The sequence below is a fragment of the Pseudomonas sp. MCal1 genome (assembly GCF_026341415.1).
Lineage (GTDB): Bacteria > Pseudomonadota > Gammaproteobacteria > Pseudomonadales > Pseudomonadaceae > Aquipseudomonas.
Map to the genome: position 1 here is coordinate 290,934 of NZ_JAKUMP010000001.1, position 14,302 is coordinate 305,235.

17 protein-coding genes are annotated in these 14,302 nt (G+C 54.0%); 8 read left to right on the plus strand and 9 right to left on the minus strand.

Annotated elements, in window-relative coordinates:
* Positions 1–221: 221 nt before the first annotated feature.
* Together MKZ87_RS01335 and MKZ87_RS01340 are read right to left on the minus strand one after the other, a co-directional pair.
* A complete protein-coding gene (locus tag MKZ87_RS01335; protein WP_085698335.1) occupies positions 222–515 on the minus strand; it encodes a putative quinol monooxygenase in 294 nt (97 codons plus the stop codon).
* Between the two features lie 120 nt (positions 516–635).
* Positions 636–2,072 (minus strand): PLP-dependent aminotransferase family protein, encoded by a 1,437-nt coding sequence (locus MKZ87_RS01340; RefSeq protein WP_266200099.1) that lies wholly within the window; start codon positions 2,070–2,072, stop codon positions 636–638.
* Positions 2,073–2,382: 310 nt separating this feature from the next.
* On the opposite strand from MKZ87_RS01340, the gene MKZ87_RS01345 reads away from it, so the two are divergent.
* The gene (locus MKZ87_RS01345) at positions 2,383–2,823 is read left to right on the plus strand and encodes a carboxymuconolactone decarboxylase family protein (RefSeq protein ID WP_266200100.1); all 441 of its coding nucleotides are present in this window, start codon (positions 2,383–2,385) and stop codon (positions 2,821–2,823) included.
* A 276-nt stretch (positions 2,824–3,099) separates the two neighbouring features.
* Here the strand turns inward: MKZ87_RS01345 and MKZ87_RS01350 are convergent, their stop codons facing one another.
* The gene (locus MKZ87_RS01350) at positions 3,100–3,414 is read right to left on the minus strand and encodes a hypothetical protein (protein ID WP_266200101.1); all 315 of its coding nucleotides are present in this window, start codon (positions 3,412–3,414) and stop codon (positions 3,100–3,102) included.
* Positions 3,415–3,609: 195 nt separating this feature from the next.
* Between MKZ87_RS01350 and MKZ87_RS01355 the strand changes: the two genes are divergently transcribed.
* The 3 genes from MKZ87_RS01355 to MKZ87_RS01365 are packed head-to-tail and all read left to right on the plus strand — an operon-like array spanning position 3,610 to position 5,804.
* Complete coding sequence (locus MKZ87_RS01355; protein WP_266200102.1) at positions 3,610–4,284, plus strand: STN domain-containing protein; 675 nt, start codon at positions 3,610–3,612, stop codon at positions 4,282–4,284.
* Positions 4,281–4,832, plus strand: a complete 552-nt coding sequence (locus MKZ87_RS01360; protein WP_011334580.1) for an RNA polymerase sigma factor — start codon at positions 4,281–4,283, stop codon at positions 4,830–4,832. Before MKZ87_RS01355 ends, MKZ87_RS01360 begins: the two co-directional genes overlap by 4 nt.
* Positions 4,833–4,865: 33 nt before the next feature.
* The gene (locus MKZ87_RS01365; protein ID WP_115078188.1) at positions 4,866–5,804 is read left to right on the plus strand and encodes a FecR family protein; all 939 of its coding nucleotides are present in this window, start codon (positions 4,866–4,868) and stop codon (positions 5,802–5,804) included.
* Positions 5,805–5,944: 140 nt separating this feature from the next.
* Here MKZ87_RS01365 and MKZ87_RS01370 read toward each other — a convergent pair whose 3' ends face one another.
* A complete protein-coding gene (locus MKZ87_RS01370) occupies positions 5,945–6,553 on the minus strand; it encodes a prepilin-type N-terminal cleavage/methylation domain-containing protein (RefSeq protein ID WP_266200103.1) in 609 nt (202 codons plus the stop codon).
* Positions 6,550–7,002, minus strand: a complete 453-nt coding sequence (gene gspH / locus MKZ87_RS01375; protein WP_011334577.1) for a type II secretion system minor pseudopilin GspH — start codon at positions 7,000–7,002, stop codon at positions 6,550–6,552. Before gspH ends, MKZ87_RS01370 begins: the two co-directional genes overlap by 4 nt.
* 132 nt (positions 7,003–7,134) lie before the next feature.
* Here gspH and MKZ87_RS01380 point away from each other — a divergent pair, with 132 nt between their 5' ends.
* The 4 genes from MKZ87_RS01380 (at position 7,135) to MKZ87_RS01395 (ending at position 10,274) form a co-directional block, all read left to right on the plus strand.
* A complete protein-coding gene (locus MKZ87_RS01380) occupies positions 7,135–7,566 on the plus strand; it encodes a type II secretion system protein N (RefSeq protein ID WP_266200104.1) in 432 nt (143 codons plus the stop codon).
* Positions 7,567–7,891: 325 nt separating this feature from the next.
* Positions 7,892–8,905, plus strand: coding sequence for a ParA family protein (locus MKZ87_RS01385; RefSeq protein ID WP_266200105.1), 1,014 nt, complete (start codon positions 7,892–7,894; stop codon positions 8,903–8,905).
* On the plus strand, positions 8,886–9,824 hold the full coding sequence (locus MKZ87_RS01390) for an SIR2 family protein (protein ID WP_266200106.1): 939 nt from the start codon (positions 8,886–8,888) through the stop codon (positions 9,822–9,824). The genes MKZ87_RS01385 and MKZ87_RS01390 overlap by 20 nt, the downstream gene beginning before the upstream one ends.
* Positions 9,825–10,058: 234 nt before the next feature.
* Positions 10,059–10,274 (plus strand): hypothetical protein, encoded by a 216-nt coding sequence (locus MKZ87_RS01395; RefSeq protein WP_266200107.1) that lies wholly within the window; start codon positions 10,059–10,061, stop codon positions 10,272–10,274.
* Positions 10,275–10,375: 101 nt separating this feature from the next.
* Here the strand turns inward: MKZ87_RS01395 and MKZ87_RS01400 are convergent, their stop codons facing one another.
* The 4 genes from MKZ87_RS01400 to MKZ87_RS01415 all read right to left on the minus strand — a co-directional run bounded on the left by MKZ87_RS01400 (position 10,376) and on the right by MKZ87_RS01415 (position 14,181).
* Positions 10,376–11,041 carry a hypothetical protein gene (locus tag MKZ87_RS01400; protein ID WP_266200108.1) on the minus strand — a complete coding sequence of 222 codons (666 nt, stop codon included), beginning with the start codon at positions 11,039–11,041 and terminating at the stop codon, positions 10,376–10,378.
* Positions 11,042–11,240: 199 nt separating this feature from the next.
* Positions 11,241–12,338, minus strand: a complete 1,098-nt coding sequence (locus tag MKZ87_RS01405; RefSeq protein WP_266200109.1) for a thiamine-phosphate kinase — start codon at positions 12,336–12,338, stop codon at positions 11,241–11,243.
* Positions 12,287–13,546, minus strand: coding sequence for a phosphotransferase (locus MKZ87_RS01410; RefSeq protein WP_266200110.1), 1,260 nt, complete (start codon positions 13,544–13,546; stop codon positions 12,287–12,289). The genes MKZ87_RS01405 and MKZ87_RS01410 overlap by 52 nt, the downstream gene beginning before the upstream one ends.
* Positions 13,543–14,181: an HIT family protein gene (locus MKZ87_RS01415; protein ID WP_266200111.1), complete on the minus strand. Its 639-nt coding sequence runs from the start codon at positions 14,179–14,181 to the stop codon at positions 13,543–13,545. The genes MKZ87_RS01410 and MKZ87_RS01415 overlap by 4 nt, the downstream gene beginning before the upstream one ends.
* Positions 14,182–14,302: the final 121 nt, after the last annotated feature.

Here is a 14,302-nt window from a genome sequence, read left to right on the forward strand (position 1 = left end):
GGGGGAGTCGGCTTTCACAGTAGTCCCCGATCCGGGCCATTCACACCGCCAATATTCGGGAAGTTCGGGTGACCAATCTGGGGGATGTCAGCGCTTTCGAATACGCCTTCGCGAGCAAGCTCGCTCCCACAGTGTTCTGTGTCGTTCATATTATTAGTGAACTGCACGAAACCCTGTGGGAGCGGGCTTGCTCCGGGCGGCGTTCCGACGAAGGCGTCGGATCAGACGATAGGGAAACTGTTGAAATCCACGCTATTGGCCAGACGACTGTCGATCAGGTCGATGAAGCCCTGGGCTTCCGGGCGATTGAAATGCGCCTGCATTGCCGCTTCCGACTGCCAGCGGGCGCTGACCGTCCAGCGGTGGCTGTCCTCGGGGCAGCGGTCGACCAGGTAGGAGTCGCAGCCCGGCGTTTCGCGCAGGGTTTCGACGATCTTCTGCAACTGCTTGCCCAGCTCCTCCGATCGGCCGGCGGCAGCCTGCACCTGTACGGTGTTGATCACTTCGTTGGACATTGCTCACACTCCTGAATCAGGCCGGACGAATCCTGCTCATTGAGGGATAACGCTTGTGCAGAATAGGCCTGCGCCGCCGGATCACCAATAACCAATCGGCGGTTAATCATTTAGTCCAATCTAACCAACAACCTGTTGCAGAATGTCGCGCAGGCGGTCGAGCGCGATGTCGATGTCCAGCGTTTCGATAGCACCGAAGCCGAAGTACATCCCGTTTTTTGCCGGTTGCTGGTGATAGAAGCCATTGATGGCGTACAGCCCGACTTCGACCTTTTTCGCCAGTTCGATCACCAGCGGCAAGTCGATCGGCACCTTGCAGAACACCGCCATGTGAAACCCCGCACTGGGCGGCACGGCCTCCAGCCACGGCGACAGGTCAGTGGCCATGCGCGCGAGAATCCGTTCACGGCGCTGGGCATAAATCGTGTGGCAGCGGCGGATGTGCTTGAGCAGACAGCCTTCGGCGATGAACTTGGCCAGCGCCCATTGGGGCAGGGTGGAGGCATGCAAATCGGTGAGTTGCTTGGCGCGGATCACCGCTTCGAGAATCGCCGGCGGCAGGATGGCGTAGCCGAGGCGCAGCTCCGGCAACAGGGTTTTCGAGAAGGTGCCGACGTAGGCAACGATACCGCGCTGATCGAGGTTGTGTAGCGAGTCGGTGGGCCGGCCCTCGTAGCGGAACTCGCTGTCATAGTCGTCCTCGATGATGATCGCGCCGAGTTCATAGGCCCGTTCGAGCAGGGCTTCGCGCCGCGCCTGGCTCATCGGCATGCCCAGCGGGAACTGGTGCGATGGCGTCACGTAGATCAACCGCGTGCCCTCGGGAATCCGTTCAACCTGAATGCCTTCGGCATCCACCGGCACGCCGACCACCGTCGCCCCGTGAGTGCCGAACAGCAGCCGCGCCGGCGGATAGCCGGGATCTTCCATCACCACCAGACTGCCGGGGCGAATCAACACGCGGGTGATCAGATCCAGCGCCTGTTGTGCGCCGTTGCACACCACGATGTCTTCGTCCTGACAGTTCACGCCACGGGAAAACGCGATGTGCCGGGCAATCGCATTGCGCAGCGCCGGCAGGCCTTCCGGCACGCTGTAGAAACCCTTGGAATTGGCCATCTGCCGCAGGGCATGAGAGACGCAGCGGCGCCAGTCATCCTGGGGAAACTGGCCCTTGCTGGTGGCGCCGCCGATGAAGTCATAACGCAGCGAACCCTCAAGCGTCGGATGGCGCAGGAACACCGGCAGATTGCGCCAGCTCTCGATCACCTCGGAACTGGCCAGCTCGGAATGGCTTTGCTTGCGCTGCACCGGCGTCGAGCGGGCGTTGACGTAAGTGCCTTTGCCGATGACGCCAGTGAGGAAATTCTCGTAAGTCAGCTGCGCGTAAGTGTCGGAAATGGTCTTGCGCGAGATCCCCAATTGCTCGGCGAGCAAACGGCTCGGCGGCAGTTGCGTGCCGGCGGCCAGACGCCCGGACTCAATGGCGCCGCGCAGTTGCTGGTACAACTGACCGGCCAGATCCTTGCGGCCGTTGATCACGACATGAAGTTCCATACCGACGGGGCTCCCGGGGGCGACTGAAGTGTCGGCCAGATTACCCCCGAATGCGGTATCGGCAGAAGTTGCGTAGTGCAAATCCCCCAAATTGGCGCAAAACCCTGTGTGAGCGAGCTTTCTCGCGAAAGCAGTGTGTCAGTTGACATCAATGTTGAATGTAATGCCCCCATCGCGAGCAAGCTCGCTCCCACAGATTTCGTGTTTTGCCTGGATCAGTGGCCTGCCGTTTTTTCGTGCAATTGGGGCTGTAACGTTGCTCAACCAGCATTTACCGTGAAATCACTCTTCTGCTGCCCGAGGCCCGACCATGTCCCCGCGTCTGGATTACTACAGCGCTTCACCCAAAGCCATGAAAGCGATGATTGCCCTGGAAGCGCTGACCAGCAGCCTGAGCATCGAACCGCCGTTGCTGCACCTGATCAAGATCCGCGCCTCGCAGCTCAACGGCTGCGCCTTCTGCACCGACATGCACTCCGTGGAAGCACGGCGGGCAGGGGAGACGGATCGACGGCTTTACGCCATTGCGGTCTGGCGCGACAGCGGCTTCTTCAACCTGCGCGAGCGTGCGGCGCTGGCCTGGACCGAGGCTGTCACGCTGCTGGCCGATAGCCGGGTGCCTGACGACGTTTACCAGCGGGCGCGGGAACAGTTCAACGAGACCGAACTGGTGGACCTGACCATGGCCGTCAGCACCATCAACAGCTGGAATCGGTTGGCGGTGAGCTTCCGTCAGATTCCCAGCGATTGATCACAAGCCATCCATCGCTGCGCCCCCTACACGCTGATCGTTCCCATGCTCCGCGTGGGAATGCCTCTGGGGACGCTCCGCGTCCAGTGACGCAGAGCGTCACGGGCTGCATTCCCACGCAGGAGCGTGGGAATGATCAGGTGAAAGCTGGTTCGGTGGCTGTGGTTTTGATCGTTCCCATGCTCCGCGTGGGAATGCCTCTGGGGACGCTCCGCGTCCAGTGACGCGGAGCGTCACGGGCTGCATTCCCACGCGGGAGCGTGGGAACGATCAAAGCTAGTTCGGCGGGCGCTGCGGTTTCACCGACGTGCCAAACGTATTGCCCATCCGCGTACTGGTGGCCGCTGGCGTCGCCAGTCCCACCTGATTCGGCGGGCGCTTGTTGACCGGCACATTCATCGCTTCCTGATTCTTCTGCGCAGCCGCCGCGCCGTCAGGGTTGTTGCCCATCTGCTGGCTAAGGCAGTCGTAATTCGGCGCCTTGTAGCCACCCACCGTCACCTCGACGCAGCCCAGCGGCTCCTCCGCTTGTGCAGCGCTAAACACCGTCAGCAACAATCCGCCGAGGGCGACTTTCCAGACTGTTTTCATGCCTGCCTCCTGGCCGGCCCGAAGGGGCCGCTCTGGCTCAAGAGTCTAGTGCAACGGCGGCGTCGATCCCGTGATGGTTTTTTTGCAGTGGCCGTCACACCAGATTCATAAACAGCCCTCAGGATGACGGTTTTCAGGGGTGCATCAGCCGTGCAGCGAGGCCGTGCCAGGGACGAATTTGCGCGCTCAGCGCTCATGCGCCAGCTCTGTCTGGGGCTGCTGCTTGGCTTGTTTCTGAGCCGTGCCAGTGCCGACCCGGTGCCGGCGACGATGCGCATGACGTTGCACATCCCGGCCCAGGAACTGTCCCGCGCCCTCGATCAGTTCAGCCGCGCCACCGGCATGGCGGTGCTGGTCGACAGCCAGTTGAGTCGCGGTCGCCGCTCCCTGGCGGTGGATGGCGAATTCACCGCTGCCGAAGCGTTGCGCCGGATGCTCGGCGGCAGCGGCTTGATGGCCAAGTACAGCCGCGACGACGCGTTCACCTTGCAGGTTGCGCAAGTCGAGGAAGTGCCAATGCCGGCGGAGAAACCCACCCCCGCCAGCGCAGCCGTCAACCGCAGTTACGCCACGGCGGTGCAGGCCGCGATTGAACGCAACCTGTGCCGTTCGCCACTGACCCGGCCCGGCAGTTTTCGCGCGGTGTTGCAGCTGTGGATCGGCCGCGACGGCGTGGTGCAGCACAACCGGTTGGTCACCACCACCGGCGATGTTCGGCGCGATGCCGCGCTGGTAGACAGTTTTCACACGCTCAAGATCGACCGGCCCACACCCGGCGCATTGCGCCAGCCAGTCACCTTGCTGTTGTTACCCGAATCGTCAGGAAAGCGCATGGAATGCACACAATGGGAAGGAGTTTCCGGGGGATGAAAGACGCCGGACAAAGTTCGATGGTCCAGCTGTTCCTGACGTCCTACGAGGACTTTCGGGTGCGCCTGCGACGCCGTCTCGGCTCGGAGGACCTGGCCAACGACGTGCTGCACGAAACCTACCTGCGGGTCGACCGCATGGAAGCGCCGCCGAACCTGCTGCGGCCCAACGCCTACCTCTATCGCATGGCCCTGAACATCGCCGCCGACCGCCGCCAGGCCGATGCGCGATTGCTCACCGGCAGCGAAGTCGAAGAACTGCTGCAAGTCAGCGACGAAGCGCTGGACCCGATGCGCGTGGTCGGCGGCCAGAAGGAAATCCAGTCCCTGCTCAGCGCCCTCTACGAGCTGCCCGCGCGGCGGCGCCGAATCTTCATCGCCGCACGCCTGGAAGAAGCGCCGCACCTGGAAATCTCCCAGCGTTTCGGCATCTCCACACGCATGGTCGAGAAGGAAATCAAGGCTGCCCTCGGACACTGCGCGGCCAAACTGGAAAGAAAAGTGTTTCAGCGGTTCGGTCGCGGGGCCGGAAAACCGTCTAGTGAATGAAGCTCCCGATCAACCCGTCGAGTACCTGTGCGTTTGAACATCTTCCGTCTGACACCTGCCGAGCCCACGCCTGCCGAGCGTCTGCAAAGCGAAGCCCGCGACTGGCTGATCCTGCTGACCTCCGGCCGCGCCACGGTCGCCGACGCCCGAGCGCTGCGCCAGTGGTGCGCGCAAAGCCCCGAACACGCCCGCGCCTTCGAAGAGTGCAAGGCGTTGTGGCATCTGCTGCAACCGGCGGCCGAAGCGACGCAGGCGCCACGTCGGTTTGGACGACGGGCGTTTCTCGGCGGCGCGATTGCCGCGTCAGCAGCGTTCCTGCTGGTGCGCGGCACGATTCCGGGCGGGTTCTCCGGGCTTGGCGCGGATTACATCACCGAAGTCGGCCAGCAACGCCGGGTCGAACCGGCGGATGGCCTGAGCCTGGAACTGAACACCCAGACCCGCATCAACCAGCGTTCGGTGGATGAGGGCGTGCAAGGCTTTGAACTGGTCAGCGGCGAAGTCGAAGTGCAGACCGCACGCCTGCCGATGGCGATGCAGGCCGGTGGCGGCTGGCTGCGGGCGAGCAGGGCGAGGTTCAACCTGCGCAACCTTGATCAGCAGGTGTGCGTGACGTGCCTGGATGGCGCGGTGGATGTTGAAGTTGAAGGCCGCAGCCTGCGCCTGGAACCGGGCCAGCAACTGACCTATGACGCGCAACAGGTCGGCACCGTGCAAAGCGTAGATACGGCGGCGGTGATGAACTGGCGTCAGCAGGTACTGGTGTTCAACGGCACGAGCCTCAGCCAGATGATCGACGAGATCAACCGCTATCGTCCGGGCATGTTGCTGCTGCTCAATCGGGAGCTCGGCCAACGCCGCGTACAGGCACGTTTCTCCCTCGATCAACTGGCCGGCGTAGGCGCACTGATCCGCGATGCCTACGGCGTCAAATGCACCGAGCTCCCCGGCGGCGTAGTCGTCCTCAGCTAACTAACACAACACTCAAAAACACCACGGAACCCTGTGGGAGCGGGCTTGCTCGCGAAAGCGGTGGATCAGCCAATGATATGTTGAATGTTCTGCCCCCTTCGCGAGCAAGCCCGCTCCCACACAAACCTCAGTGCTTCGGCTTACTGCAACGGCCCCATCACCTGCCGATACTTCTCCACCCCCTGCGGTGTCTGCCGAGTCAACCGCACCTCCAACCCCAACGGATCCTCCCGCCGATTCCCGCTCAACTGCCGCCACCCCTTGTCCATCTCCCAAACCCGCACCTGCAAATCACTCACCTCACCCAAAACCGCCACCCCAGCAGTCGGTGCCGGCAACGGATAGCGACTGCGCGCCGGCGCCACCGCGCGATACAGCGTGTCCCCCTTGAGCCACCAGCGCACCCGCTGCAACGCCCCCGGTTGATCCGCCGCGCTACGAATGATGTCCAGTCGAAACCCCTTGCTGTCACTGCTGCGCACCGTAACGGCAGGCGGGGCCGTCGCCGGTTCATCCTCAGTGCCAACCTTCTTCGGCTCCGTCAGCTCAATCCCGGCGCGCATCTCCACATCCCGCTGCATCTGATTCAGCGCCCGCAACAGGCTGTCGCTCTGCTCGCCACTGGCCTGCAAATGGCGGTCGGCGCGGGTGACACTGTCCAGCCCCTTCCAGGCAATCAGACTGACCACCGCCATCAACAGAATCGCGACCATCACCTCGATCAGCGTAAAACCTTGTTGTCTGTTCATTGCACGCTGATCCGGCCCGAAGCATCGCGCAGCACACTCAACCGATTGAGCCCGTCAGACAGCGTCAACTGCAGCGGCGGATTGATCCACTCCGCGTTCAGCACCACTTTCTGCTTCGGCTCCACCCGCACCTCCAGCTTCGGACTCTGCCACGGACGCGGCCGCAACTGCGGGTCCCGATCAAAATGATCAAAACCCTTGCCACTGTCACTGCGCCGACTGAACCGAAACCCCTTGCCATCGCTCAACCACGCAATCGGCCGCCCATCCGCGCGGGCCTCAGCCTGAGCAATCTGCAGCAACTGCGCCACGCGCTCGGCATCCTTGCGCAGCAACTGCAACGGATCGGGCTTGATACTCAAACTGATCGCCGCACTGGCGATCCCGATGATCACCAGCACCACCATCAACTCGATCAACGTAAAACCCTGCTGCCTGCACCGGTTCATCGAATGCGCACTCCCTTGCGTCCAGCCCGTCCCAAAAAACCATCCTGCACGGCCAACATGTAAGGCGTGTGAAATAAAACCGTGAGAATTGCCGCGTAGTCTGGTCACCGGGACTAAAAGGAGATTCAGCCCATGAGATTCACCGCACGCTTTTCACCCCCCCAAATCATCCAGGCCGCCGCACTGCTGGCCGCCCTGGTCGGCATCGCCACCTGGTCATCCCTGCTCCTGACCACCGCCGAATCCCACACCCCGGCGGCCACGCCGCAACTGCTCGCTGCGCGCAGCGATAACCCGGCGTTGCAGTGGTTTTCCAATCGCACGGCGCCGGTGGATATCAAGGTGAGCGGCGTGATGGCGGGGAGTCGGGGGGCGGTGGCGATACTCAGCCTTAACGACGGACCGCCGAGGAGCTTTTTGCAGGGGGAGCGGGTGAGTCCTGGGGTGAAGTTGGTGGCGGTGGAGGGGGATGGGGTGGTGATTGAGCAGGGTGGGGAGAGGGTGAGGTTGGGGGTGGATAGGTTGGGGGAGGGGGTGGAGATGCCTACGTTGGTGAGGCCTTGAGTTTTTTTTGGGGGGGGGCGTGATTTTGGCGTTTCAGTCAGGTGGTTGGTACTGGGGCGCCGGGGATGTATTGAAGGCGCTTGGCCAACCATAGGAAGCAACAAGTCCATTTCGGGCACCACCAGTCGTTCGAAATAAGAGACTGTTGGCTGTAGGAAATGCTTTGAATCAGGCTATGTATTTGTTACCAGGGTCATACGGCTACTGCTTTTGCGGAAATCCTACGTATGATTCGGACGATACTTGATGAAAAGTCATGAGCCTATACCCTCAAAGCGCACCCTAGCGTACGATGCATATTTTTGGTCTTGATGAGAGCAGCTCTATGTCTAAAATTGATCTGAAAGAATCTAAAAAAAGTAACGCAGAAGCAATTTGTTTTTTTAACAACAAAGGTGGGGTAGGTAAAACTACGCTTGTAGCAAATCTTGCAGCCGAGCTGGCATTGAATCACAATTATAAAGTATTAGTGATTGATGCGGATCCTCAGTGCAACTTAACCCAATATGTATTGCCAGATGAGCAGTTTCTTGAAATATACGGCTCTACAGATCCGCAGACTATATATAGCGTGATTCATCCGCTGTCCACTGGCAAAGGTTACAAAACTGAACTGCCGATTCTAAAGTCTAAAAATTTCGGCTTTGACGTTATAATTGGCGATCCGAGACTTGCGTTGAAAGAAGATCTTTTGGCGCAGGATTGGCGAGATGCGAAAGCCGGTGGGATTCGTGGATTGAGAACAACTTTGGTTTTCCATAATGTTATAGAGCAAACAAAGCACTATGATTATATATTTTTTGATATGGGGCCGTCGCTTGGTGCTATTAATAGAGCAATATTGTTAGCTGTAGATTATTTTCTTGTGCCTATGTCTATAGATATTTTTTCTAGTTGGGCGTTGAAGAATATTGGTGAAGCTGTAAAGGTGTGGGAAAAAGATCTAGAGTTTGGAATGAGGAACTCGGAAGATCCATCTGAGCTGCCTTTGGTGAATAATAAAAGATTACGTTTTTTAGGGTATGTCACCCAGCAACATAAAGAACGAAGGGAGAAAGAAGGCACTCGAATTGTGGAAGCGTATAATCATATCAGTAAACAATTGCCGGAGGTTGTAAAAAAGAATTTAAGTTATTTTTATTCTAAGGGTTTAAATCCGCATATTGGTGAGATCAAGCATCTAGCAAGCCTGGCTCCAAAATCTCAAACGCTTCACCAGCCAATGATTAACGTTAGTGCATTAGGCAGCTACACACTGATGAGGAAACAGGCTCGGGAAATTTATAGTTCGCTAGCATTGCGTTTCTTGGAAAATCTTGTTGTTTCAAAAGCTGATTGAGATAGGGTCAGGAAATATGCGAACGATAAATCCAGATTTAATTAACGATCTCGCAGAACGCCGGGCCGCAATATTTATAGGCGCAGGAGTGTCTGCTGGCGTAACAACTGTTGCAGGCGGTAAAATTAAACTTTGGTCAAAGTTTTTAGAAGATGCTGCGGACTTGCTTGATGATAAAAAATTGAAGGCTCACGCTAAGCAAATGATCAAGAGTCAAGACTACTTAATGGCTTGCGAAATGATCAGTCGAGGAATGGGCGTTGACGAATGGAAAAAACTTCTGATATCGGAATATGCTCAAAGAGGGACACCTACTGAGCTACAAAAGACTCTCATGGGTCTTAATCAAAGAATAGTTCTAACTACGAATTTTGATTTGTATCTAGAGGGGGCTTGGAATGATGTAAATCAAAATGCGACACACCATCCGCACGTTGTGAAATCCATCGGGGAGGACTCATTTCAAGCTTTTAGGGATTCGCAAAACTACATCTTTAAAATTCATGGTTCTATTGATGAAATCGACACCATGATATTCACTAAGAAGGACTATTCAGACAAGGCTTATGGTAATTGGGCGTACGCGAAGTTTATTGAAACAGTTCTTTTGACGCATACTGTTTTGTTTGTAGGGTTTTCGTTAAGCGATCCTGCAATATCTCAGGTGATCGAAAACTATGCTCATAACATTCCCAATGCGCGCCCCCACTACATTTTTCTCTCAGGCACACACACTGATAAATTTGTTGAAATCAATAAAGAGCTTAGGCGGATTTTCATAGTCCCATACGATAAGAGGGATAATCACGTAGAATTAACTGAACTCTTCAAGAAAATAACTAATCTTGTGGATGGAAGGCGACGCGAGTTGAGTGTCGAAGTAATGAGGTCGCTACAATCAACCGAGCCTCAGGCCTGAAGAGATCTAATACCCAGATGTTCCGGTCCCGATTTTTGATATTCTTTTATCGAATGCATTGCTATGCGAATGCTTCTGGCCGATACCAAGTGTTGAAAAAATGGAGGATGATCTATTGCCAGAAAATATATCAGTCTCCGTAAGTTTTCTTTGAACCTCGATCTATAGCTCGGAGCCTATGGCGTTAGAAGTTAAAAAAGCTCCCGTGCCTCTAAAAGTGGAAGGAATATTAACATGAATAAAAAGAAACTAGGAAAGGCTACTGTCACTGTCGAGGCGGCTTCTCCACTAGCCCTCGAAAAGCTTCTTGAGCAAGCATTGTTTGAGCTCAAGCTAAGCAGTACTGATGAAAATGGTTTTCAGCAGGCTCTTTCCAAATTTGCGGAAGGTGTGCAATCAGGCACCTTGGGAAGTTACAGCTTTAACTACATAGCACCTGAGGCTGAGTAGGACGAAACATTTTAGTATAAAAATGAGAGAGATTCCAAAAAATGCACTAAAAACGATTGTTTTTTTTTGATCGTATCTTCGAAGAATATCTGAAATGGAGCTTAGTCTAGAAAAACTGTGCTCATGCTTTTTCTCTTTCTTGAATTAAACAAATTAAATATGGTTTTGTTGGCTTCGATAAACCTTATTTTCCATTGCTCAATGGTGTTGTCGCTTGATCTATGGATGTAGAAATTAATGAGGCAGTTGTGAAGGTGATGGAGGGATGTTAAGTATTCGTTTATTGAATTCATCAGCGTGGCATGTTCTGTGGCTGAATCTGGAGTCAAGGATGCCCCCCAAAAGCCAAGCTCACTATTAACGGATATAAGTGATTGGGCATGGAGTTTTAGTTCGTTATTCTTATCAACTATTTTCTCAAGACTGGACTTTGCTTGGGAGTCACTAGGAACCAACATGCCAGCTTCCGGGATTAGGTTGAATAGCAGGTTTGCTATTTGTATTGTCGTTGATTCTATCTGAACAAGTGTTGAGATATACAGTTTTTTTGTTGAGTAAGCGTCTTCTCTGATTTTTTGTTTGTGCCACCCTATATATGTTGCGATGGCAAGAATGAGGGCTATTACCGTAGAGACACCGGATAAGGTTTCAGCCCAGCCTGAAGGATTCAACAGACCTTTTGCTACTAGGCCGAAAAATAGTCCAGTCGCGAACGAGCACGCTACTAGGATAGGTTGGATAAAACGGCGATTCGAAATAGCAGCCATGCTTCACCTGAATTCTATTAGTCAGATCCATTATGGACCATCACGTGAAAGTTTGGGATCCGAAAAAAGGGAGACTGATTTATTTTAGTTTGTGAGCGGCTGCTCTCGGCCAATAGCAGGCGATAGACCTTAAAAATCAGGCGCGACTTCAGTGGATCGGCCAGCAAAAACATGTGAAAGTGGCAATCAACTTTGCAGGTTATCCAAATATGGGGCGTCGAAGGTACCGGTCGATCAGATCCTCAACGTTATCGACGGAGTTGTAGCCACCTTGAAAATTCTGGTTTAGAGCGCTGAGCTGTAATGTCCGACCATCTTCTACGGTTACGTGGCCGGTACCTTCGTGGCCTCGACCAAGCTTTGTTAGCGATAAATGGCTCAAAGCGTTCTCGAAGGGCACGCAGAACTCATCTGGTACTAGACATGCTAGCTGCCAGTCTCCGAAGCTGTAGCAGGCATTCTCGAGTGAAATTCCTTCCCGGGAGAGAAACATAATTAGTTCTTCAGGTAGGGACCAGTCAGGTGCTGCGAAGAGGGTAAGATCCATCTTGTTCAACTGAGACAGTTGGTACATTGCGTTGGCTGGTCCATCTGAACAGTCCATGCAAGCGATGGAAAATGGCAGGCGCCCAAGAGCTATGCCGGCTTCTACCTGAGGGCGAGGAAAACAAAGAGCGTTATTCAAGTACTGCTGTGTCGGGGCAGAAAGACCCGATGCACCAAAAAAATTTGCCACAACGGACGACCAGAATGCCCCGCTCGGGCCGACTAAATATGCAGTGACGAGCGGGCTCTCAATCTTTCTGGTAACTGTTCTATCACCGGCGGCACCAAGAATTGTTCCTGTAGCGGAAAATCTTTTAGCGCTTTTCACGTTTCCACCAAGTAGCTTCGCACCTGCGTCTTTCAACGTAGCCATCAGCCCAGCTTGAAAACCACGAACGAAAGAAACAGCGGTATCGTCAGGCATTTCTATTGATACAAGCATGCCGATCGGCTGGCCCCCTGATGCTGCAATATCGGAGAGGTTTATTGCTGCGGTATAGCAACCCCAAACCTCTGGCGATGCTTTGCCGAACCAGTCTGCAACTGGTGTTGGGCAAGGATCCATTGACCATAGCAGTGTCCCTTTCGGAGCCTGGAGTAGCGCACAGTCGTCATTTTGCGAGCTTTGATTCGCAGACACGTCAGGTAAAATTACCTCTTGGAGGAGGCGAATTTCACCGAGATCAGAAACGGTAAGCTCTAGCTGCTCCATATTTTTTTTCCCATTTTTTGCAGCCCAAGCAAGGTCCATATCGGTTCCATTTCCGACATGTTGCTCAGCCCAAGTACGACTAAAAAAAGACTTACAAAATAGTGGCGCTCTGCGGAGTTATGCTCGTCCTTCATGTACTCGTTACAGTATTTTTTCAGCAACTCATTAGCTGAGTTTCGAACTACTCTCAAGCAAGTGTAGACACGAATTAGTGCGTCTTTTTGGAGTTCGTGAAGTTCGCCTAGATCAAGGAGGTGGCGATTGAAAACCTCCACCTCTGGAAGTTGCAGTCCGTGGTTACAAAGAAAGTCTTCGAACTGCTCATAGGTGGCTATAGGAAGATGCAGGGAGATTTTATTTTTCTTTGTTAAGCCAGCCAGGAACTCATGGAGTAGCATAAATTTCAGCGTAGCCTCCATAAGAACAAAATCCTTGGCCGGATGCCCATAATTTACCCAGCCAAAATCGATTAGCTCCGTCCGGGTAGGATCCTCGGAGTTGACCATCAGGTTACGAGCGTGTAAGTCTCCATGAACAAGATACGGCACGATCTTAAAATTGAACGCCGCTAGAATGTCATCATGATATTTAACTATTTCTTGTGCGACCTCCTGAAGGCCAATGTTAGTCATTTGCCCACCTTGCATGGCTTTTAGGCGCTCAAGTGGCATAGCAGATCGCTCCACGTATCGTTTATAGTCACTATAAAATAGATATTCCTCCGAAGCCGTTGGGTTGGGATTTTTTCCTATAAACTTGAACGCTGAAACAAGAGCACTTTCACAACTCTCCGTGCTGGTGTCGCTCAGGAAGAAATTGCGGAATTCTATATGATTACCCACCCGTGCCAGATCACAGATCAGCATGCCAAGGTCTTTATCAGGTAACTCGAATTTCGTTACGGCGGTTGCCATTTGAGCCGTACTTGCTTTAAACGCAGATGCATGCTCTCTTCTTGTGTTTTTAATATTTTGAAATTTGGCAATGAAACGTCTGGGGTAATCCAGGTTTTTGATTCTTACATCAAGATAAAATACTTCGCTGCCGCTTTTGCCAGCCCTTTCTACTGGGAAAAGAGTTACGCTCTCGAGTTCTGTTTCATCTGGTGCGTCGCCTAAGTATCTTTTTGTAAAGTCAATCATGAGATGCTTTCGGTCTGCTAAATCTTGGCGATGCTGCTTCAGATTCTCTTTAAATCGATACTCGAACTTTATCAAAGATTCGATATTTTCCACTTCGGAAATCATGGATTAACTCCTTCCAGTGACTTCAGCAGGGATTTTTCTCGACCAGCCTGTCGCCAGTCCCATTCGCCAATATCTAGTGCTGCAGCGACCTTCTTACGAAGTGTTTGGCTAGGGAGGGGGGCGGTGAGGTTCCAGCTTGTAAACCCGTGTTCATCACTCCCTATCAATGCATAGGATTGCTTATGAGGAATGCCCTCATAGAGCAGCTCCAATGACTTGCTTTCGAAGGTGTTATTGCTTCCTATAAAGTCTCGGCAATTAATATGCCCTGCATTTGGTAGGACGTGCAGATGCGCGTGGTAAATCCCGCATCCGCCATCGCTAGGGCTCAGTGCACCATGTTCAAAAAGAAGGCTGGCACTTAGCTTCCGCCCTAACGCCTCATGGGCAGCGTTAAGCAACGCTGTCAGCTCGTTTCCCGTAGACCCGATTCGGCTGCGGGTCTGAGCTAAGGTGCAATCATGATTTCGCGGCACGACTAAAAAGTGTCCCTCTACAAGCTGGCCAATACAAGGGAATGCAACAAACGATTCAGTTTCTGCTATGACCCTACTACGGAGTTCCGGATAGAGCCGAGCAAAATTGGTGTCTCGGCTCCCTTGCAGTTCACGACAAAAAACGCAGTCATCTAGCATTACGCATTCCTTTCAGCTCACATGTTGATGAGGGGCCCTTTCGGCCGATGATTCTAATTCGCTTCGAATGACCTCGACTATATCCCCTTCTTCTTAATCTAACCTAAGATCCCGTTCAGCT